The organism is Rothia sp. HMSC062H08 (assembly GCF_001810775.1).
GTDB lineage: Bacteria > Actinomycetota > Actinomycetes > Actinomycetales > Micrococcaceae > Rothia.
This window is the reverse complement of sequence record NZ_KV802675.1, coordinates 42,410-63,027: the sequence shown is the minus strand read 5'-3', so window position 1 is coordinate 63,027 and position 20,618 is coordinate 42,410. Positions and strand designations below refer to the sequence as shown.

Annotated in this window: 17 protein-coding genes; 13 read left to right on the top strand and 4 right to left on the bottom strand. The window is 58.2% G+C overall.

What is annotated here, in order from left to right:
- Nucleotides 1–658: 658 nt before the first annotated feature.
- Nucleotides 659–1,528: a PRD domain-containing protein gene (locus HMPREF2765_RS08265; RefSeq protein WP_049360181.1), complete on the bottom strand. Its 870-nt coding sequence runs from the start codon at nucleotides 1,526–1,528 to the stop codon at nucleotides 659–661.
- A gap of 249 nt (nucleotides 1,529–1,777) precedes the next feature.
- Between HMPREF2765_RS08265 and HMPREF2765_RS08260 the strand changes: the two genes are divergently transcribed.
- From HMPREF2765_RS08260 to HMPREF2765_RS08225, 8 genes are all read left to right on the top strand, one after another.
- Nucleotides 1,778–2,521, top strand: coding sequence for a response regulator transcription factor (locus tag HMPREF2765_RS08260; RefSeq protein WP_012902660.1), 744 nt, complete (start codon nucleotides 1,778–1,780; stop codon nucleotides 2,519–2,521).
- Between the two features lie 93 nt (nucleotides 2,522–2,614).
- Nucleotides 2,615–4,279 (top strand): sensor histidine kinase, encoded by a 1,665-nt coding sequence (locus HMPREF2765_RS08255; protein WP_239665173.1) that lies wholly within the window; start codon nucleotides 2,615–2,617, stop codon nucleotides 4,277–4,279.
- 278 nt (nucleotides 4,280–4,557) lie between these two features.
- Nucleotides 4,558–5,259 carry a TetR/AcrR family transcriptional regulator gene (locus HMPREF2765_RS08250; RefSeq protein WP_049357527.1) on the top strand — a complete coding sequence of 234 codons (702 nt, stop codon included), beginning with the start codon at nucleotides 4,558–4,560 and terminating at the stop codon, nucleotides 5,257–5,259.
- Nucleotides 5,260–5,457: 198 nt separating this feature from the next.
- The gene (locus HMPREF2765_RS08245; RefSeq protein WP_070605260.1) at nucleotides 5,458–8,271 is read left to right on the top strand and encodes an MMPL family transporter; all 2,814 of its coding nucleotides are present in this window, start codon (nucleotides 5,458–5,460) and stop codon (nucleotides 8,269–8,271) included.
- 124 nt (nucleotides 8,272–8,395) lie between these two features.
- A complete protein-coding gene (locus HMPREF2765_RS08240; RefSeq protein ID WP_231840273.1) occupies nucleotides 8,396–8,800 on the top strand; it encodes a fluoride efflux transporter FluC in 405 nt (134 codons plus the stop codon).
- A complete protein-coding gene (locus tag HMPREF2765_RS08235; RefSeq protein WP_005504159.1) occupies nucleotides 8,800–9,252 on the top strand; it encodes a fluoride efflux transporter FluC in 453 nt (150 codons plus the stop codon). Before HMPREF2765_RS08240 ends, HMPREF2765_RS08235 begins: the two co-directional genes overlap by 1 nt.
- Before the next feature lie 225 nt (nucleotides 9,253–9,477).
- The gene (locus tag HMPREF2765_RS08230) at nucleotides 9,478–10,119 is read left to right on the top strand and encodes a VanZ family protein (protein ID WP_070605257.1); all 642 of its coding nucleotides are present in this window, start codon (nucleotides 9,478–9,480) and stop codon (nucleotides 10,117–10,119) included.
- A 113-nt stretch (nucleotides 10,120–10,232) separates the two neighbouring features.
- Nucleotides 10,233–10,778 (top strand): ArsR family transcriptional regulator, encoded by a 546-nt coding sequence (locus HMPREF2765_RS08225; protein ID WP_161800089.1) that lies wholly within the window; start codon nucleotides 10,233–10,235, stop codon nucleotides 10,776–10,778.
- A gap of 173 nt (nucleotides 10,779–10,951) precedes the next feature.
- On the opposite strand, the gene HMPREF2765_RS08220 is transcribed toward HMPREF2765_RS08225, so the two are convergent.
- The 3 genes from HMPREF2765_RS08220 to HMPREF2765_RS08210 form a co-directional block, all read right to left on the bottom strand.
- The gene (locus HMPREF2765_RS08220) at nucleotides 10,952–11,959 is read right to left on the bottom strand and encodes an MIP/aquaporin family protein (protein ID WP_070599537.1); all 1,008 of its coding nucleotides are present in this window, start codon (nucleotides 11,957–11,959) and stop codon (nucleotides 10,952–10,954) included.
- Nucleotides 11,960–12,452: 493 nt separating this feature from the next.
- Nucleotides 12,453–13,682: an acetylornithine deacetylase gene (gene argE / locus HMPREF2765_RS08215; RefSeq protein ID WP_070605250.1), complete on the bottom strand. Its 1,230-nt coding sequence runs from the start codon at nucleotides 13,680–13,682 to the stop codon at nucleotides 12,453–12,455.
- 112 nt (nucleotides 13,683–13,794) lie between these two features.
- Nucleotides 13,795–14,337, bottom strand: coding sequence for a flavin reductase family protein (locus HMPREF2765_RS08210; RefSeq protein WP_049354111.1), 543 nt, complete (start codon nucleotides 14,335–14,337; stop codon nucleotides 13,795–13,797).
- A gap of 408 nt (nucleotides 14,338–14,745) precedes the next feature.
- Between HMPREF2765_RS08210 and HMPREF2765_RS08205 the strand changes: the two genes are divergently transcribed.
- From HMPREF2765_RS08205 to HMPREF2765_RS08185, 5 genes are all read left to right on the top strand, one after another.
- Entirely contained in the window at nucleotides 14,746–16,746 is a 2,001-nt protein-coding gene (locus HMPREF2765_RS08205) for a DUF6541 family protein (RefSeq protein WP_070605246.1), read from the top strand.
- Nucleotides 16,747–16,942: 196 nt separating this feature from the next.
- Nucleotides 16,943–17,686: a glycosyltransferase family 2 protein gene (locus HMPREF2765_RS08200; protein ID WP_049345957.1), complete on the top strand. Its 744-nt coding sequence runs from the start codon at nucleotides 16,943–16,945 to the stop codon at nucleotides 17,684–17,686.
- A gap of 2 nt (nucleotides 17,687–17,688) precedes the next feature.
- A complete protein-coding gene (locus HMPREF2765_RS08195; RefSeq protein ID WP_049345954.1) occupies nucleotides 17,689–18,072 on the top strand; it encodes a DUF2304 domain-containing protein in 384 nt (127 codons plus the stop codon).
- A gap of 54 nt (nucleotides 18,073–18,126) precedes the next feature.
- Nucleotides 18,127–19,002, top strand: coding sequence for a glycosyltransferase family 2 protein (locus HMPREF2765_RS08190; RefSeq protein ID WP_049352287.1), 876 nt, complete (start codon nucleotides 18,127–18,129; stop codon nucleotides 19,000–19,002).
- Nucleotides 19,003–19,154: 152 nt separating this feature from the next.
- Nucleotides 19,155–20,363 (top strand): hypothetical protein, encoded by a 1,209-nt coding sequence (locus HMPREF2765_RS08185; protein WP_246824948.1) that lies wholly within the window; start codon nucleotides 19,155–19,157, stop codon nucleotides 20,361–20,363.
- The last annotated feature ends 255 nt before the right edge of the window (nucleotides 20,364–20,618 follow it).

Here is a 20,618-nt window from a genome sequence, read left to right as displayed (position 1 = left end):
TTAGGTTCTGGTGACATTTTTTCAAGTGTTGGAATATGGGTTTTTGATGTCAAAACACGTATTTATTACCGGGGTGCGAAAAATTTAAACAGAACACCAAAAAAAGGTTGCCGGCGAGAGAAGCAGAGTGTTATTTTCGTGAAAAATCGGGAGTCTTGGCATCTCGCAAGCGGGCTGACGAGGCGCTTGACGCACAATATTTGGACCGCGAGGGTGCGAGAAAAAGATTTACAAAGAAAATACCGAATAAAAAATAGGTACACGGACCAAAAGATGTGGGATTTATAAAAAACCCACATTTTCCTGCAGTTCGTCCACGGAATGGTATTTCTGGAATGTGCCGCCATGAATCGTCATTTAAAAAATAAATCGACGCGCTAACGCGCGAAAGAAAACCCGGCAAACAGCATTTTAGTGACAGGTTGTATATATAAATAGCAGCTCACCTTTAAGCGTCACGTTCCGCCCGGTAGCACCTCTCTAAAACCCTCAGTCCCAGATTCCCCACCCGAACCCCTCGCCGGGATTCCGAAGTATAGAATTCGAGATATAGGTTCCAGGGCATAGATTCCGGGGTATATATTTCAGGGCATAGAAAATCCGGGGGCATAGAAAAAGCGACCGAGAACCCTCCCGGTCGCTTTCTATCGAACATGCGCTACGCGTTAATGCCCCACATATCCCGCGCCAGGCGCGCAATATGAATCGTCAAATACGTCAACTCATCACGAGTCAGGGTCTGCTTCAACTGCATCTGCAGCACCAACAAAACCTTCTGTGCACACGCGTAGGCGCGCGGTGCATCCGCACGAAGAGCAGCCAACAAACTCGGCTGCGACACCTCATCAACATCCTCCGCACGATTTGCGGAGGCGCGGCTCGCCCGCACAAACAGGTACCGCAGGTGCGTCACAAAACGTGCCGCACTCATGGAATCCGGGTCGAGCTTGCGCTCGTAGCTTGCCTCAATAATTTCAAAAACCTGCGCGAAAACCTCAGTCATGCGGAATGCCTGAGACATGTCTGCCGTCGCAAATTGTGCATTGACCAGGTGCAACGCGAGGGGGATAGCCTCGTTCGGGTCCAGCTCAACCTGCAGGCGCTCGCGAACCATCGCCAACACTGCGCGGCCGTACTCCACCTCGCGTGGGTAGAGAACAGTCACCTCCGGGGCGAGCGGATACTGCACCCGCACCCCGTCACGCGCACGAACCACCGCATAGTGCAGGTGATCAGCCAGCGGAAGAATAAACGAGTTCGACAGCTCCAGCGCACCCTCGGCGCGCACCTTCGACTCCAAAAGCGTGGCAATCGACAGAATCTCCGCCGGAATCTCAGACAGAGTCATACTCAAACGCTCACCCGACATGCCCTGCTCCGGCACAAACGTCTGCTCCACCGCAGACGGGTCAATCAGCTGACCCTTACGCTTACCAAAGGCAATGCCGCGACCAATCATCACGGACTCCTTGCCCAAATGATCCACAGTGAGGACAACATTATTGTTATAGATACGGCTAATGCGCATGTGTCCTCCTTTGCGGGTGTTGGTCGCCGGAACAGAAACGGCAAATTCAAAAGATACGCAAAGGTGATTGAGCGTTACCTAAGCTAGTACAAATTCTACCGAAAGTTTGAAGCTGTCATGAAGGGTTGACGCGCAAATGCGGGGTAAAGCTGTGCCCCAGCTGTGACGCGGGCAAGCATTCCATAAGTTTGCGGCTGAAAACCGGCTCCCGCCTCACCGCGAACCCTAAATCGCGATACCCTTAATCACATGAGCAGCAAAGCAACCGAAATCGCAAAGAACCTTCCCACACTAGAGCATCCGGACGGTAGCCCCATCCGCGCCCTCGTTGTTGATGATGAGGAGATGCTCAAAGAACTCGTCAGCATGGGTCTGAAAATGATCGGCTGGGAGGTGCAGTCCGCAGGCGACGGCCCCTCCGCGCTCGCGATTGCGCGCGATTGGCGCCCCGACGTGCTTGTGCTGGATATTATGATGCCCGGCTTCGACGGCCTGGAGTTGCTCTCCCGTATCCGCAAGTTCTACCCCGAGGTTCCCTGCCTCTTTCTGACCGCTAAGGATTCGGTTGATAACCGTATCGAGGGCCTTGCCGCCGGTGCGGACGACTACGTGACTAAGCCCTTCTCCATGGAAGAGGTCATGATCCGTTTGCACCGCCTGGTGCAGCGCTCCGGTGTTGCCTCCATTGATGATGCTGAGCTGGTCGTTGGCGACCTGGTGCTGAACCAGGACACCCGCGAGGTGACCCGCGGTGGCGAGCAGATTAACCTCACTGCAACCCAGTTCGACCTGCTGCGCTACCTCATGGAGAACGCGAAGCGCGTGGTCTCCAAGAGCCAGATTCTTGATAACGTCTGGAACTACGATTTTGGTGGTCAGGCAAATATTGTGGAGCTGTACATCTCGTACCTGCGTAAGAAGATTGATGTGGGTCGCGAACCGATGATTCACACCGTGCGCGGTGCCGGTTACGTGCTGCGTCCCGCTGTCTAAGTTTATTCTCTGCTCTTCATATGGCGCGGTATAACACCCGGTTATACCGCGCCATATCAGTTATATTCTGTATTACGAATATAGAAAGAAAGGATGCTCGTGGGCTCCTACTCACCCGGTGAACCCGCCTCCTCGGATAACGAAGCAACCCGCCCCCTACGCGCGGGTACTTCCGCGCGCGCCGGATCCGTTCCCTCCCGCGGAAACTTCTTCGTGCGCCTACGCGCCGCCTGGAAGAGCATGCGGAACCCCGAAGCATCCCCCGAAGAACTGGGTTACGTACCCCACCTGCGTTCGCGTCTCATCGCAATCCTTGTGGCAGCCCTCGGCGTCGCCTGCCTCATTATCGGCTTGTCCACCTACGTGACCCTGCAGAACTCCCTCTACCAGCAGGCGCAAAGCGACCTCAAAGAAACCAGCCACCGCGTGGTGCAGCCGACTTCCCGAGACGGCAAACGAGAAGAAGTGGACTGTAGTGACCTACAGAAGAGCAACTCGCTCTTCGCACCCGGTCAGGCGTCCGGAACCATCATCACCTGCGTGGAGTCCGAAGGTGCCGTAGAAATCGCCAGCAAGCTCGCTAAGGACGGCACCGTACAAACCCTCTCCGCCAACGACCAGGTAACCCTCGGAACCATGGCACTGAATGCCACCAAGGAAGAAGAGCGCGAGGTCAAACTGGAATCCGGTCTGTACCTCGTGAAAATCACTCCGAAGGCCAATAGCAGTGCTGACGCCCAGGTGGTCGGTATTCCGCTCGCCAACGTACAGCAGACCCTCACCATCTTCGTGATTGTGGTGTCCCTCGGATCCATCGCCGTAATGGTCGGCGCCGGTGTGGCTGGCTCCTACATTATTCGCGGCACCATGAAGCCGCTGGAACGAGTCTCCGCGGTGGCAACCGACGTGGCGCACCTGGATCTGGAAGAACACACCATCTCCTCGGCGGTGCGCGTGGAACCGAGAGACTCCGACCCGCGTACCGAAGTGGGTGCGGTGGGCTACGCCCTCAACCAGCTGCTCGATAACGTAAATTCCGCCCTTGAAGTGCGCGAACGCACCGAGCACCAGATTCGCGCCTTCATTGCGGACGCATCCCACGAGCTGCGCACGCCCCTTGCCGCCATTAAGGGCTACTCCGATATGCTCCGCTGGACCGAACCACTCAGTGAGTCCGGCCAGTCCTCCCTGGCGCGCATCGACTCGCAGACTGAGCGTATGTCCCGCCTCGTGGAAGACCTGCTGACCCTCGCCCGCCTCGATGAAGGCCGCGAACCCAAGCTAGAGCAGGTTGACCTGACCGAGCTGGTACTCGAATGCACCTCGGATATGCAGGCGGCAGCCCGCACCCACGAGTGGCACCTGAACCTGCCCGATGAGCCCGTCGAAGTGGTGGCGGATCGCTCCCAGATTCAGCGCGTGATTCTGAACCTGCTCTCGAACGCCCGCAAGCATACCGATGAGGGTACGCGCGTGACCGCGGGTCTGTCGGTGGATGCGGCACGTCGCGAGACCGTAGTTACCGTGACCGATAACGGTCCGGGTATTGCGCCCGAGTTCCTGCCGAAGATTTTTGACCGCTTCACTCGTGCCGATAAGGCGCGCTCCGGCTCGGATGGAACCACCGGCCTGGGCTTGGCGATTGTGCAGGCAATCGTGCAGGCGCACGGCGGTTCGATTCAGGTGCAGAGCCAGCCGGGCCATACGGTCTTTACAGTGCGTCTGCCGCTGGATGCGCGTCTTCAGTCGGTTGCCTAGTCCGGTGTCTAATTAGCCGTCTGGCCTGCTAGCTGGTCTGTGTGTCCACTCTGTGAATGGCTGCTTGAGGGGGAGCGGGGTGTGTTGTGTGTGCACTCTGCTCCCCTTTTGTTGTGCTTTTGCGGTTTTATATTGGTTTGACATGCCAAAACGCTAAATTGCTTGTTGAGTAAACATTAAATCTGCACTTCAAGTTTATTACCTGGAGTGCAAATATGTGGTCAATCTAACCCCAAAATAGTTACCCTCGGTGAAACAATGCGCGTATTGTAAAAAACATGGCTAATCTTGTTGAATCCCCCGCAAACATCACGGACAAGCGTTCCGCCCGCAAGGCAGAGAACCGCATCGCAATCGTTGAGGCAGCAGAATCCCTCATCCTCGAGGGCGGCTACGGCGCCCTCAACGCAGAAGCACTCGCAGAACGCGCCGGCGTCTCCCGCCGCACCATCTTCAACCACTTCGCCTCCGTAGACGACGTGCTGGTCACCCGCATGAACCAGTACTTCAACCGCATCTTCGAAGAATGCGACTTCAGCATCTCCGGCGAAAACGCAAGCATGGAAGCCGAAATGCTCTCCATCGCCCGCAACGTCTTCATGAGCAACACCCTCGAAGAGTACATCGCACCCTTCGCACACCTGCTCTACGCCCTCGAAATGGACAGCCCCGCAAAGTTCGAGGAATACTCGCATGTCATCCTCGAGCGCACCTACGACATCTTCCTCGAACAGTACCTCGAGGCATACCCCGACCTGCCCTACCTGCGCGTGGCAGTCTTCGCCTCCAACCTCTCCGAAACCATCGGTGAAGGCGTCTACTACTACCTCACCCGCGCCGAAGAAGTAACCGCCAAGGTCGCAGCGGAAGCCCCCGAAGGCACCCACCCCGAAGCACTCGCCATCGAAGCGATGCGCCAGTGCGTACTCGAGGCACTCGACTACCTGGGCCGTCTGGTCCAGGGCGAATTCGCAAGCTAAGCCCCAAAGCGTTCACGCTCAAAAACTCTCGCTTCGGGCACCTCACCTGCAGGTGCCCGAAGCGGGGTGTTTTTTGCCCAAAAACAGGCAGTAGCGTTCGTAGTGTAGGGCAAAACTATTGGGTAAAACGGCAGGGCAAACACCACGCGCACCCAACACCCAAACTCTTCACTCACTCAACTTCAAAAGGACTGAATCATGGCTACATGGCTCTACCGCATCGGTGAAGCCGCCGCCCGCCGTGCCTGGGCTGTCATCCTTGCCTGGGTACTCATCATTGCCGGTGTAGCGGGTGCCTACACCGCGTTCCACGGCAAGCTCAGCAACACCTTCACCATGCCCGGAACGCAGACCCAGCAGCTCTCCGACGAGCTCGCACAGCGCTTCCCGAGCGCCAACCGCGGCTCCGGCCAGATCATTATCACCACCGGCGACGGCACCGCCCTCACCGAAGAACAGAAGCAGGCATTCTCTACCGCGCTGAACAAGCTCACCACCGAGGTGCCCGCCGTGGACGCGGTCACCGACCCGTTCACCACCACCTCCAAGCTTGCCGAAGCGAAAACCCAGCTCGACGAGGCACACACCAAGCTTGGTGCTGCACCCGCCCAGATTGAGGACGGCAAAAAGCAGCTGAACGCCGCCGCCTCTCAGATTGAAGACGGCACCAAGCAGATTGCTGACAGTGAGAAGAAGCTCGACGACTCCCAGGCGCAGATTACCGCGGGCCGAAAGCAACTGGATGAGGCGCAGAATCAGCTCGATGACGCCCAGGTACAGCTGAAGGAGGGCTATGCCCAGGCGGAGGCGGCAGGCTCACCCGCCGCCATGATGGAGCAGCTCAATGCCCAGCAGGCGCAGCTGACCGAGCAGCAGAACGCACTCAATCAGCAGCACGATACCTTGATCGAGAGCCAGAAGCAGGTTGACGCGGGTCGCGCAGAAATCGCCTCCAAGAAGGATGAGCTGGCTGAGGGCAAGAAGAAGTTGGACGAGCAGCGCAACCAGCTGCAGAAGACCGAGAGTGAGTTACCGGCACAGCGTGAGCAGCTTGAGCGTCAGCAGAAGCTCTACGACTTTACCTCCGGCTACCGTATGGTCTCTGAGGATCAGTCCACGGCGATTGCGACTGTCTCGTTTAAGAAGAAGATTTACGAGGTGCCTTCCGCTGAATTGCAGAAGGTTATGTCCGATCTCGAGTCGGCGAACCTGCACGGGGCAACTGTCCAGTTCGACGCGAACCTGAGCGAATCTGCGCTTGGCGGCGGCTCGCACACCGGTGAGGTGGCGGGTATGGTCATCGCCTTCATCGTGCTGATGGTTATGCTCGGCACCCTCGTGGCTGCAGGCCTGCCGATCCTGATGTCTCTGGTAGGCGTGGTGGTGGGTGTGCTCGGCACGCTCTCGCTGTCTTCTGTTATCCAGATGAGCTCTACCGCCTACACCCTGGGCCTGATGCTCGGCCTGGCGGTCGGTATCGACTATTCGCTGTTCATTCTGAACCGCTACCGCACGAACCTGCTGAACGGCATGCCGAAGGTCCAGTCGATTGCCCTGGCGAACGGCACGAGCGGTAACGCCGTGATTTTTGCGGCGAGCACCGTGATTATTGCGCTTGTGGCGCTGAATGTGACCGGTATTCCCTTCCTGGGTGTGATGGGTAATGCCGCCGCGTTCTGCGTGGTTGTTGCCGCCCTGATCGCGGTGACTCTTACCCCGGCGGTGCTGTCCCTGGCGGGTACCAAGATTATGTCTAAGAAGCTGTGGGCTTCCATCGATACCCCGCAGAAGATTGCGGAACGCCGCGTGCAGGATGCCGAACGCACCGAGAAGCCGAACGGTTGGTTGCGCCTCGTGTTGGCGCGTCCGCTACTGACTCTGGTGGCCGGTACGCTGGCGCTGCTGGCGGTTGCCGCCCCCATGTCTCAGATGCGCCTGGGCCTGCCGGACGCCTCGAACTACCCCTCCGATAGCGCCGCGTACAAGTCGTACGCGCTGGTCAAGGACAAGTTCGGTGAGGGTATGAGCGCCCCGCTGGTCGCGGTCGCGCACACCCCCGCGAACATGAGTGAGGAGCAGGCTCAGCAGGCGCAGATTGATATCGCCTCTGCAGTCAAGGAACGCGGCGGCGCGAACGTGCAGGCTGTGGTTCCCGGCGGTATGACTGATGATCGTACCCTCATGATTTTCCAGGTGATTCCTGCCCACAGTGCAAGCTCCGTGGAGACTGAAGAGCTTGTCCACGAGCTGCGAGCCGTGACCGTTCCGGTTCAGGGCTCTGAGGTGTCTCTCGGTATTGCGGGTCAGACCAGCGGCAATATTGACGTCTCCGAGGTGCTCGCGCAGAAGCTGCCCCTGTACCTGGGCGTGGTGATGGGTCTGTCCTTCCTGGTGCTGATCCTGGTGTTCCGTTCGATTATGGTTCCGCTGGTTGCCTCAGTGGGCTTCCTCTTCTCGGTGCTGGCGAGCTTCGGTGCCGTGGTGTCGATTTACCAGTTGGGCTTCATGAGTTCCCTCTTTGGCGTTGATCACCCGGGTCCGGTGTTGTCGTTCTTGCCGACCCTGCTCATCGGTATTCTTTTTGGTCTTGCCATGGATTACCAGATGTTCCTGGTGACCGGCATGCGTGAAGCGTACGTGCACGGCAAGGACGCGGCGACCGCCATTGTGAGCGGCTACAACCATGCGATGCGTGTGGTGGTGGCTGCTGCGATCATCATGATTTCGGTGTTTGGCGGCTTCATCTTTGCTGATTCGACGATGATCCGTCCGATGGGCTTTGGTTTGGCGTTCGGTGTGCTCGTGGATGCGTTCATTGTGCGCATGACGCTGACCCCGGCGATAATGGCTCTGCTGGGGGATAGGGCGTGGTGGATGCCGAAGTGGCTGGATCGCCTCACTCCGAATATGGATGTTGAGGGCGCCGCTCTGAGCGAGAAGATGAGCGAGAAGATTCAGCACGAGCGTGAGTCTGCTGCCGCCGACTCGGGTAGCAAGCTCGGGTCAGAGTAAAGTATTAGTGTGCGTTTGTGCGCTACGGCGCACTCTGAAGACTAATACGAGACGAAAGGGCAGGTGCACGGCGATGAGGAACCGCGCGAGTATCCGACAGTGGATAGGAGGCGTTCTGAACCGTGTGCCTGCCCCTTTTCTTGTCTTTTTGGGAGGCGGCACGGGGGCGCTGTGCCGCGTGTACACTCCCGGTGGCGTGCTGGTGGCGAACCTGCTGGGTTCGTTTACGCTGGGCCTGCTAACGATGGTGTGGAACGCCTACGCGCGCCGTGACGGTGAGGAGCGGATTCATTCGTTCCGTCTGCTCTTTGGTGCCGGCATGATGGGTGGCTATACGACATATTCGTCGATTGCGGCGGTTTTGGCGCAGACGATTTTTCTGCCGTACACCATCAACTACACGTACATGATGCTGGCTGTGGCGGTGCTGCTGGTGGGTGGTTTGGTTGCCGCCGCGGCGGGCATGCTGACGGGTCGTTTTGTGGCGTCTCGCTTGGTGCCCGCCCGTGATGTTGAGGAGGGCCGCTAATGTTTTTTGCTCTGATGGTTTTCCTGTGCGGCGGTTTGGGTGCGATGACCCGTTTCTTCTTGGATAAGGCGATGTCGCCTCGCCTGCGTACGGAGTCGTCGATTATTAGCCCGGTGTTCGTGATTAACCTGGTGGGCTCGTTCCTGTACGGCCTGCTGATTATGCCGGTGTCTAATCCTCGCGCGCTGGGGGTGCACTATAACGCCACGGATCAGGTGGCGTTCTGGTGCACAGTGATTACGACCGGTCTGCTGGGTGGGTTTACGACGTTTTCGACCGCCATGGTGGAGGCGCTGACCGCCCGTTCTGAGGGCAAGATGGTGAAGTTTCTGATGCTGTGGCTGGTGCAGGTTGTGGGTGCGATGGTGGCAGCTCTGGCGGGTGCGTTGCTGTTTGTGTTGCTATTTGGTCGGTATATTGCGCCGGTGTTCCCGCCGGATGTTCTGTACTGACGGCACCGGCTGCGGTGGTTCTCATGGCGTGTTTGGGTGCGTGTACAGCTTTTTCACAGTTTCGCCTAGGGTGAGCCATAGAGCGGTCTTTTACACTGGTGGTGAACGATATGCGGCGGGCATGAACTGTAACCCGCTATGTACCACCAAGAATATATGTTAGAACAGGCATATATGCAGGTGGGGTTCATATAACTCACTCTCACGACCCAAGGAACACACGGCATGCAGGAACTGCTCAATAAACACATGATTGGCACCTTCGTCATCGAGATTGCGGCACTCACAGTCGCACTCTCCATCATTGGCTTCATTGGTATGCGCCTGCGCGCCAAGAAGACCGGTCGAGCGCACAGCATCCGCCAGTACTTGCTGACTGCGTCCTTTGCGCTGTTCCTTGCTTCTATTCTTTCTCTGACGCTGACCCCGATTGGCTCTTCCAATAGCGTCACGAACCCCGAACTCTACTACCCGCGCTTCTATGTGGGCTGGAGCTGGCAGCAGGCGTGGGATCTGACTGCCGGCATGGGTCTGCGCCGCTTCGCAACGACCGTGTATGCGCAGCTCTTTTTCAACGTCGCCATGTTCATCCCCCTGGGCTTCTTTACTGCGGGCTGCCTGCGCTGGGGTCTGCGCGCCACGGCGCTGAGTGGCTTCGCGCTGTCGACCTTCATTGAGCTGAGCCAGCTGACCGGTAACTGGGGCCTGGCAGGCTTCACCTACCGCACCTTCGACGTGGACGATATCGTGAACAACACCACCGGTGCGGTCCTTGGCGCGGTCTGCATCTGGACGGTGCGCGCAATTCAGAAGCACCGCGCGGCCAAGCATGAGCGGGCGTTGTCGGTGTCTGCCGCCTCGGCGTAGCAGATTCTTGGATTGCCAGACGTTTTCATAACATGATTGATATAATTCATGTTATGAAAACGTCTGCTCCTAGCCTCCTTCCCATCTTGCGTAGTGACCTGCAGGGTGAAGTGATGGCATTGCTGTTCTCTCACCCTGAGCAGCAATACACGGTGTCACAGATTGCTGATGCGACACGTGCATCGTTGCCGACTGTTTCCCGAGAGGTGAATCGTCTAGAACAGTCCGGTTTGGTGACTGTCCAGAATGTTGGTAGGACCCGTATGGTGCAAGCCAAGGTTGATAATCCGGTGGGCCAGGCGATGCGTCAGTTGATTCTGGTAACGTATGGCCCCGTTCCGGTGCTCCGGGATACATTGCAGGGCGTTTCCAATATTGAGGGTGCTGCTATTTATGGTTCGTGGGCTAGCCGTCGTTCTGGGGTGGCGGGGCACGTGCCGAATGATATTGATGTGCTGGTTGTGGGCTCCCCTTCACGGCAGAAGCTGTATGAGGCTATCGATGATGCTGAGCAGAAGCTTGGCTATGAGGTAAACGTGAAGCGGCTATCTCCTGAGGCTTGGAATTCGCAGGATGGCTTCGTGCAGACTGTGCGGTCGCGTCCTATGGAGGTTCTCTTTGGGCAGCTGGAGGTAAACGATGTCCACGCTGAAGCCTAAGCTGGGACCTTTTTAAGGTGCACTTCTCATCATCACCTCCGAAGCTTTTCCGTGAGGTAGACGCAACGAACCCCTCATTTTCATAACCTGACCGATATTGTGCAGGTTATGAAAATGAGGGGTTCGCCGTTTTTAGATGAAACCCTAGACAGGGAAGTTCTCGGGCGGGAAGACTAGTCGTCCTCAATCACCTGGTTGACGACGCGGGTGCTACGGTTGCCCTTCACCTCTTCGGGCAGCAGAATCGGCATGGAACCGGTCGGCGTGTAGGTTGCCGCGCGTGCCGCCGCGGTAGCGTGGGTGTCCTCAAACTCGGGGATGACCTCGGAGCTGGGTGCGCGGTACAGGTGGCTATTAGCCCACCACGCGAAGAGCAGAACCACAAGTGCCAGAGCACTGGAAACGAACAGCCACGGGCTGACCTGACCCTCGTAGTAGAGCTTGAAGAATGCGCCACCCATGAAACCGCCGGCAATCGGGCCGCAGATCGGAACCCACGCGTAGAACCAGCGCGAGGAGCCCTTATCGTGGATGGGCAGCAGGGCGTGCATGAGGCGCGGACCGAAGTCACGGGCGGGGTTCAGGGCGTAGCCGGTCTGACCGCCCAGGCCGATGACGAGTACGGTGACCATGAAGCCGAAGGCGAGGGGCTTGAGTACGTCGTTGAGGTTGAGAGAGAGTTCCACACCGCCGCTGATGGACGGCTTGAAGTTCACGCCGGTGTACAGTGCCGAGAAGACCAGCATGAACGTGCCGATCATTTCGGAGAGGGCGTTGGTGAAGTAGTTGTGAATAGCGGGGACGGTGCCGAAAACGCCGAGCTTAATCTTCTTGTCGGCGGTTGCTTTCCAATGCGGCAGGTAGTTGAGGTAGACCAGTCCGGCGCCGACCATTGCGCCGAGTACCTGGGCGATGATGTAGCCGGGGACCTTCTCCCAGGAGAACTCGCCGAACGCTGCCAGGCCGATAGACACGGCGGGGTTGAGGTGGCCGCCGGAGTAGGCGTGGGAGGCGTAGACGCCGAAGGTGACGGCGAAACCCCAGCCGAAGGCGATGGTGAAGAAGTTGTCGCCGTGGCCTTTGGATCGGCGAAGTTCGACGTTGGCGATGACGCCGCAGCCGATGGTGCACATGATGAGCGTGCCGAGGAATTCGGCGAGGTAGGGGCTGATGGTGTACACGGGGTGTCCTTCAGGTAGTGAACTGCGGGTGGTAAACCGGGATTCGGTCGGGTGCGCAGTGCCGAGCGTGAGGGAGGTGTGGTTTTGTGTGGGTTATGCCGCCCGAGTGGCGTGTTTAACCTTTGGCATCTATGGAACCCTGAATACCCTAGAAGGGCAATACTTTTGTGTTATTTCACCCTTAGACATAAGCGGTTTTTCGGGTTTTTCGTTTAAAAATAAATGTGGCGAATGAGGGGAAAATCGGTCATAGTCCACACCTTGGACTCATTCCATAAACTCGCGGTTGAACCCATGGAGAAACTCACGAATAAACCCGCGATCAAACCAACACTCACCCCCGCCATCAGCACCCGCCCACACCACTTGCCATCAGCATAGAATGCCCGGGCACCTCACGGGGTACCCGGGCAGTTTCTGTAATTTTTTATGCGGCTCTAACTGCGGCTCTTGCGAACCGCGGTGGACTGGCTGTTACGCCGCTACACGGCTACTACTTGGCGCTCGCCCAGTCGAGAATCGCCTCGAAGAAGCGCTCGCATTCGCTCAGCTGCTCCAGCTCAATCCACTCGTTCGGGGAGTGCGCCTGGGCAATATCGCCGGGGCCGCAAATGATGCTCTGCACGCCGGCGCGCTGGAACTGGCCCGCTTCGGTGCCGTAAGTGACCTTCTGCGGTGCGTCATTGGTGCCCAGCCACTCGTGGGCGAGGTGCACGATGGGTGCGTCGTCCTCGGTACCCAGGCCCGGCACGGCTGCGAGCAGTTCGTGCTTCACACCCACGCGGGAGGTGAGGCTACCGGGCTCCGCGCCGGTCAGCTTTTCGGCACGTGCGGCGCGCGCCTGCAGGTCGGGCAGGATGACCTCGGAAAGCTCGCGGTCAATGCGCTCCACGAAGGATTCGGTGGTCACCTGCGGTAGGGTGCGCACATCGTACTCTACGACCGCCTGCTCAGCGACGATGTTGTACTGCAGGCCGCCGGTTGCCAGGTTCACGCTGCCGGTGGAGTGGGGAATGATGAACGACTCGTCGAAGGGGCCTTCATCTTCCCACTGGTCCGCCATGTCGGTGAAGAAGGTGATGAACTCGCCTGCTGCGGCAACCGCGTTCACGCCATGGGTGGCGAGGGAGCCGTGCTTGGGCACGCCGGTGAAGGTGATGCGACCGCGGTGCGCACCCTTGTGCGCCGAGATAATGCGCATGCTGGAGGGCTCACCAACAATCGCGTAGTCGGGGGCGAGGTCGCGCGCCACGAACTCCTCAATGAGGGAGGGTGCACCGACGCAACCGATCTCTTCATCGTAGGAGAACGCGAAGTGCAGGGGAGTGCGCAGCTTCGCCTCGGCAACGCGCGGCAGCAGCCAGAGCGCGACGGCGAGGAAGCCCTTCATATCGCAGACACCGCGGCCGTAGGCGCGGGTACCCTCCACGCGCAGGGTGAACGGGTCGGCGTCCCACGCCTGACCGGCGACGGGTACGACGTCCGTGTGGCCGGAGAGGATAACGCCGCCTCGGGTGGTGCCGTCAGCGGCGGGGATGGTGACCAGCAGGTTGGCGCGGGTGCGGTCCTCGTTGTAGGTGCGCACGCCGCTGTAGCCGTAGCGGGCAAATTCGGCTTCGATGAGCTCAATAAGTTCCAGGTTGGAGGTTCCGGAGACGGTGGGGATCGCGATGAGCTTTTCGAGCCAGGGGAGGGATGCGGGCTGGGTGGTCTGAGCCGTCATAACTATTCCTTCTGCAATGTAATGCTGTGCGCTTTTATGTTCAGGGTACGCCGCGGGGCGGTATTCGTCGCCTCATGGTCGTCGAATACCGCCCCGTGACCCCTGCGCGGGGTTAGATGCTGTAGTTGTTCACGTTCGAGTGGTCGCCCAGCGCGTGGAAGTTACGCGAGTGGTAGACCAGCGGGGTGCCTTCGCAGTCGTTGCGGATGAACTCTTCAACCTGCGCGGTGAAGACGAGTGCGGGGCCTGCCTCAACGCGGCTGAGCGGGGTTGCGCGCAGTACACGGCGTACGCCGTGGACGAGGGGCTCGCCGGTGTGGACGAATTCCCAGGTGCTGGGGTCGTCGAAGCGGGGGTAGTCGTGGGTTGCGAAGTTCTTCGCGAGGGTGACATTCTCAGCGTCGAGCATGTGCACGAGGAAGGAGGAAGCAGCCGCGATCTTTGCTGCGGAGCCGCTGTTTGCCTTGAGGGAGAAGGCGATGATGGGCGGTTCTGCGGCGACGGAGGTCAGCGAGGAGGCGGTGAAGCCTGCGGGGTCGCCGTTTTCGTCGGTGGCGGTGATGATGGCGACGCCGGCGGGCTGGTGGCCGAAGGCGAGCTTGAACTGCTCGGTGGTGTCGGCGAGGGGTGCCGGTGCTGCAATGGTTTCGGTCATGATCGACCCTTTCTTCTGCGGCTGCGTTTGAGGGTTCGTCCTGATGTGTATGCGTTGGACGACCCTTTGTATAAGGGGAGATATGTTTCAGAGTAAAGCTAATGGGTGCTGAACACCTTATTTATTGCCCTATGTTTCTTAGGTGCACCTTTCATGACATAGGGCGCGAAATATTACGTCATATTCTTCGCCGTTCGGGGGCTTGCCGGAGGTGTTCTGCGGGATGTTCCGCGGGGTGCCCCGTGAAAGGCTCCGAACGGTCGGTTTTGGGTGCTGTCCCTCTCTATTCCGCGGGGTTTCGCGGGGGTGATGAGGGCTCTAGGGTATCCTTGCTTGGTACGCGAAAGCGCACCGCTCCCCGTATTTGAGGGGTTTTCGGGTGCGTGAACTGTGGGGAGAAGAGGGTTAATGAGCTGGTTGGCAACTATTCCGCTGCTACTTTTTGCGGTCGTGTTGGCTTTTGGCCCCGGCTATGCAATGGGCTGGGCGCTGCGTGTTCCCGCACGTCTGCGCGTCTTCCTCTCTCCGCTCCTGTCCTTTGCCCTGATTGCCGTCTCGGCAATTGTGCTGGGTAAGATCGGGATTGCGTGGAACCTGATTTCCTTCGTAGTGGTCGCGGTCGTGTTGGTGGCTACGGCAGCGGGCCTGATGTGGCTAGTGGGTCGCCGCTGGCCCGCTCTGACCTCCGCAGAGTGGCCGGGTAACGATGTTCCGGTGACCTGGCCCGTGATGGGTGCGGTGCTGGGCGGGTTCCTGGTGACGCATATGACCGAGGACATGGTGTATGGTCCGGAGGCGTTCTCGCAGAGCCTGGATAATTCCTTCCATATGAATGCGATTCGCTGGATTCAGGAGCACGGCGATGCCTCCAGCCTGACCCTTGGAGCAGTCGCTGCTGCGAACCAGGAGCCGACGTTTTACCCGGCGGGTTGGCACGATTTTGTGTCCCTGATTTATAGCACCACGGGTACGAGTATTGCGACCGCCACCATTGTGACCGTGCTACTGGCTTCCGGCATTTTGTGGCCCTGCTCGCTGGTGGCGCTGAGCCTGAGCATCCCGAAGCTGCGCCGCCTGCAGGCCCTAGCTATTCCGGCGATGATTTGCGGTTTTGCGGCTTTCCCGGGCCTGCTACTGCGCTGGGGTGTGCTTTTCCCGAACCTGCTGGGCTATGCCCTGCTACCTTCATTTGTGGCACTCATGGTGTACCTGGTACAGGTGATGGTACGCCGCGAGTATTCGGCATCCCTATCGCTGGGTTTAGCCTCCCTGGTGGGTCTTGCGGGTCTGGCGCTGGTGCATCCGAATGCGGTGGTTTCTGCCGCAGCCTTTGCTGTACCCCTGCTACTGGCTGGTGTGGCGCAGGTCCTGCGTTCGCATGAGTTGATTGCTCGACAGAAATGGGTGGGTTCCATCCTGCTACTGGCTTTCCTGGCTGGTTGTGTAGGGGCCTGGCGTGTATTACGTCCCGCTGAGTTTGCAAGTAATACTTGGTCGCCGATTCTGACCGAGGGTGAGGCCCTCTATCAGTTCCTCTTCCTGGGCCTGGAGAATGGTAATCAGCTGGGTGATAAGTTTAATCCCTCCTACTTGGCGGGTTTCCTGGTTCTGTGGGGTGTGGGGTACCTGCTGTACAAGCGCCGTAACCTGTGGCTGATTGCCAGCTGGGGGCTGATTGGTTACCTGTGGATTGTATCCGCCTCGGTGCCGCGCGGTGAGTTCCGCCTGCTGATGGTGGGCCCCTGGTACACCGACCACTTCCGCCTGGCGGCTCTGGTGGTATTCCCCTCAGTGATCCTAGCTGGTATCGGCTTGGGTGGCTTCGTAGAAGGTCTGCTTACCTGGGTTGCGCGCCGAGCACCACGCCCGGCACGCTTGAAGGTTGCGACCATCGGCATGGGTGTCGCGATGATCCTGGTACTGGTAGTTGCTGGTCTTTCTTCGCGTGTTCCTTCGGTGCAGGAGACGACCCAGGCGGTCTCTCGTGAATACCGCCTGACCCCGACCTCTGTGGTGTTGAATCAGGACGAGATGAACGTCATTAATGAAATCCCGAAGATCGTACCGAAGGACGATGTGATCGTGAATAACCCCTGGGACGGTAGCGCCTATATTTACGCGCTGGCGGATCGTCACCTGACGGGATACCACTTCGAGTTTGAGACCTCACCCAAGTACTCGGCGATTATGCACAACCTCAAGGACGCTCGTACAAACCCGGAGGTGTGCCGCGAAGTGAACGAGTACAAGGCCCACTGGTACGTTCACCTGGAGAACCAGCTGAACTTCGGCCCGGACGCCCAGAAAAACTACGACGACCTCGTGGCTGCTATCGATACGGATGTTCTGACTCCGGTGTACTCCTCGGGTCCGATGACTCTGTACCGTATTAGCGCGTGCGATAACTAATGCGATAACTAAACGGTGCCTCAGCGCTCCTACGGGGGTGCACGCATCTGCAGAAATTCGTGCAGTGGTCTGCATTCTGGCGCTAAATCTGAGATACTGCGGAACCACTGATATGATGAAAGTCGGTATGTCTACTAGGGCATGCCGGCTTTCACACGCACGGTAAGACACATTCGTTAGGAGGGGTAGCTGCCCTATGGGTTCTCCCACATCGCCTCTTACCCCCCACACGTATCCTCGTACGCTGGTGATTATGCCCGCCTGGAACGAGGAAGAAGCACTGCCCGGCACTATTACTGAGCTGCAGGAGACGGTGCCCTTCGTGGACCTGGTGGTGGTCAATGACGGCTCCACCGACAACACCTCCGCTGTGGCTCGTGAGGCGGGTGCTTTTGTGATTGACCTGCCCTACAACATGGGCGTGGGTGCCGCCATGCGCACCGGCTACAAGTACGCGCAGCGCATGGGTTACGACTACGCCATGCAGGTGGATTCGGATGGTCAGCACCACCCCGAAAGTATCCCCACGCTGATTGAGGCAATCAAGGACTACGATATTGTAATTGGTTCCCGCTTTGCGGAGGGGGCTGCCGACTATGAGGTGTCAGGTCCACGCAAGTGGGCGATGGGCCTGCTATCGTTCCTGTTCACCCGCTCGGCGGGCACCCCGTTCACGGACGTGACCAGCGGCTTTAAGATTGCTAACCGCCGCGGCATCGACTTCTACTGCCGCAACCTGCCCGCCGAATATTTGGGCGACACAATCGACATCACCGCCATGGCTATTAACAATGGCTTGAAGGTGCGTCAGGTGCCGGTGAATATGCGTGAACGTCAGGGAGGTACCCCCTCCTCCGGTCCGCTGAAGTCTGCTGTCTATCTGGTTCGTTCACTGTTTGCCTACGGCATTTCGGTGAGCCGCCGCCCCGAGGAGAAGTAATCATGAGCGCGAGTGTTTTTTTCCTCATTCTGTCCGTACTGGTGTGTGCCTTTGTGATTGTGCAGGTGCGTCACCAGCGCATGAAGGAGCGGTACGCCGCCCTGTGGCTGATTATCGGCGCGGTCATTATCGTGCTGGGCGCTTTCCCGAGTCTGCTAAACGGTGTGGCGGACTTTGTGGGTGTTGCCCTGCCGGTGAACCTGTTGTTCCTGCTGTCGATTCTTTTGCTCATGGGCGTCAGTATTCACCTGACCCTGGAGCTGTCGCGCCTGTCGGAGAAGACCCGTATCCTGGCTGAGGAAGTCGCCATTTTGAAGGCGCTTCAGGAGCAGCCGGAGGGTGCATCTGGCTTAGGCCGTAAATCCTCTGCACGGGGCGAGCAGTAGGAACCATAATTTTCTTTTAGTATTTTTTACCCCTTTGACCTGGAGTAATACCTTATGACCGTTGATATTCTGTTCCCCTACTACGGCGACGTCGCCATGATGAAGCAGGCTGTACTGTCTGTGGTCGGTCAGACCAACCCGGACTGGCGCCTGATTGTTGTCGATGATGGCTACCCGGACGACTCGATTCCCGGCTGGTTCGAGTCGCTGAAGGACGAGCGCATCACCTACATGCGTAATGAAACCAACCTGGGTGCGAACGCGAACTACCGCAAGTGCCTGACCTTCGTGGAGAACGAACTGGTCACCGTCATGGGTGCTGACGACGTCATGCTCCCCAACTACGTGCAGTGGCTCGTGGATGCAGCGGCTAAGCACCCCGAGGCGTCCATTTTCCAGCCCGGCGTGGTCGTGATTGATGAGAACAACGGCCTGTCGAACACTCTGGTGGAGCAGACTAAGGCGTTCTACCGTCCCAAGGGTGAGGCTGTTCTGCAGGGTGAGGAGCTGGCTACCTCCCTGCTACGCGGCGCGTGGTTCTACTTCCCGTCCCTGGGTTGGCGTAAGGACGCTATCGTGGGCACCGGCTTCCGTGAGGGCCTGAACGTTATCCAGGACATGGCGCTGATTCTCGACATTACGATGCGCGGCGGCTCCCTGTACTACGACCCGCAGATTGCGTTCATGTACCGCCGTCACGGTGGTTCTGACTCGTCTTGGCGGGCCCTTGAGGGTACCCGCTTTGAGGAGGAGCGCCGCTACTACAACACCATGGTTGAAGAGATGACTGCCCTGGGTTGGACGAAGGCTGCCCGCGTGGCTCGTATTCGCTTCTCTTCGCGTGCTCACGCGCTGACTCTGCTACCGAAGGCGGCTCTGGCGAAGAAGTGGCAGGGTGTTAAGAACCTTGCCGAGCACGTCGTAAAGTAAAGACTTCAATTCTATAGGTGCGACCAGTAGAGAACGGAGATAGCGTGGAATCATCGGCAGAGTCCCAGCCGAAGAAAATGACTCGTGGTCATTCGATGGCAATTTTGGGATCGTCCGGTTTAGCTGCACTATCTTCTCTAGGAATTACCGTTGTGGTGAAACGGTTTCTGGAGGGCGAAAGCCTGACGGAGTTCCTTCTCTTCTGGTCGCTTCTTTTTGCCCTCTACGGTGTGGTGGTAGGTATCCAGCAGGAAGCTACCCGCGCTGTGGGTACTGCACGCCGCGACGGTAAAACTGGTGCACGTATTGCACCCGTGGGTGCTCTAGTGGGTCTTGTTGTGGGCGGGTTGACCTTAGCGACGAGCCCTCTGTGGGCTCCTGACCAGATTCCTTTGAGTGGGTTTAGCGGTGTGCTGCTCCTGAGTGCCGGTGTGGCCCTCTACGCCATGCACATGACTCTCTATGGTGCGTCTGCTGGCCAGGAAAGCTGGTACCTCTTCGCGAGTGTGTCGGGGTTCGACGCTATTTGGCGTATCGTAGCTATCTGTGCGGTCGGTCTGGTCTCTGCACATCTCATCGGTCTTGAAGCCGCAGCGGTTTCTCCGGTACTTCTGTGGCTGCTGATGGTGCTTCTGCTTCCAGAAGCTCGGCGAGTTTTTAGCTCTCGTGCGGATGTTTCCTCGGGCCGTCTGCTGTATAACTACACGCTGTCGATGGGGTCGTCGACTGCTAATGCGGTTCTTATGATGGGCTTGCCGCTTCTGCTGAACGTTAGCATCGATTCAAACGACCCGCTACAACAGGTTATTTTGGCGGTTCTGATTCTGGCGATTTCGATTACGCGCTCGCCGATTATGATTCCTTTGCAGGCTTTTCAGGGCGTGGCGGTGTCTGCTTTCTTGAAGCAACAGAATCATCCGTTGCGTGCTTTTGCGAAGCCTGCTGGTGCACTGTTGGGTGTGGGTCTTGTGGGCGCTGCGGCGGCTTACGTGCTGGGGCCGTGGCTGTTTGGTCTGCTTTATCCGCCGAAGCCTTCAGAGGTTGAAGCATACGCTCAGGTGGTGACTTCTCCGGTGCTTGCACTTCTGGTGTTTGCTTCTGCTTTCCTGGCGCTTCTGGTGCTGTCAGGGTCGCTGGTGATTGCATTGAATATGCACCGTTCGTATGTGGCCGGTTGGGTGCTGGCGGCTGCGGTTGCTTGTGTGGTGGCGGTGTCGCCGTTGCCTCTTCTGACTCGCACTCTTCTTGCCCTGTATGCGGGGCCGACGCTTGGCCTGCTAGTACATGTGGTTGCGATGGTGTGGCGTGCGCGTTCTGTGTCGAGTAGCGGCAACGCTGAGATGGAGAATATTGATAAATAAATGATGAGGGGTTGAGCAAACAAATAGTTATGCTCAACCCCTCATTTCTAGTAGAGTGAAGAACCTCTAGGTCTCCGGGTTATACAAAGTAACCTTATGCTGTGGTGAATCGGCTGGATGCTTCATCCGTCGCGTAGGAGGGCATCTACTGTGGTCAGTATTCACCCATGCCATCCACAACCCCCAAAGGGCTATCGCGAGACCAGCCCACACACTAGCCTGCTCCTGCGATAGAATGCCGTAGGTTTGTAGAAC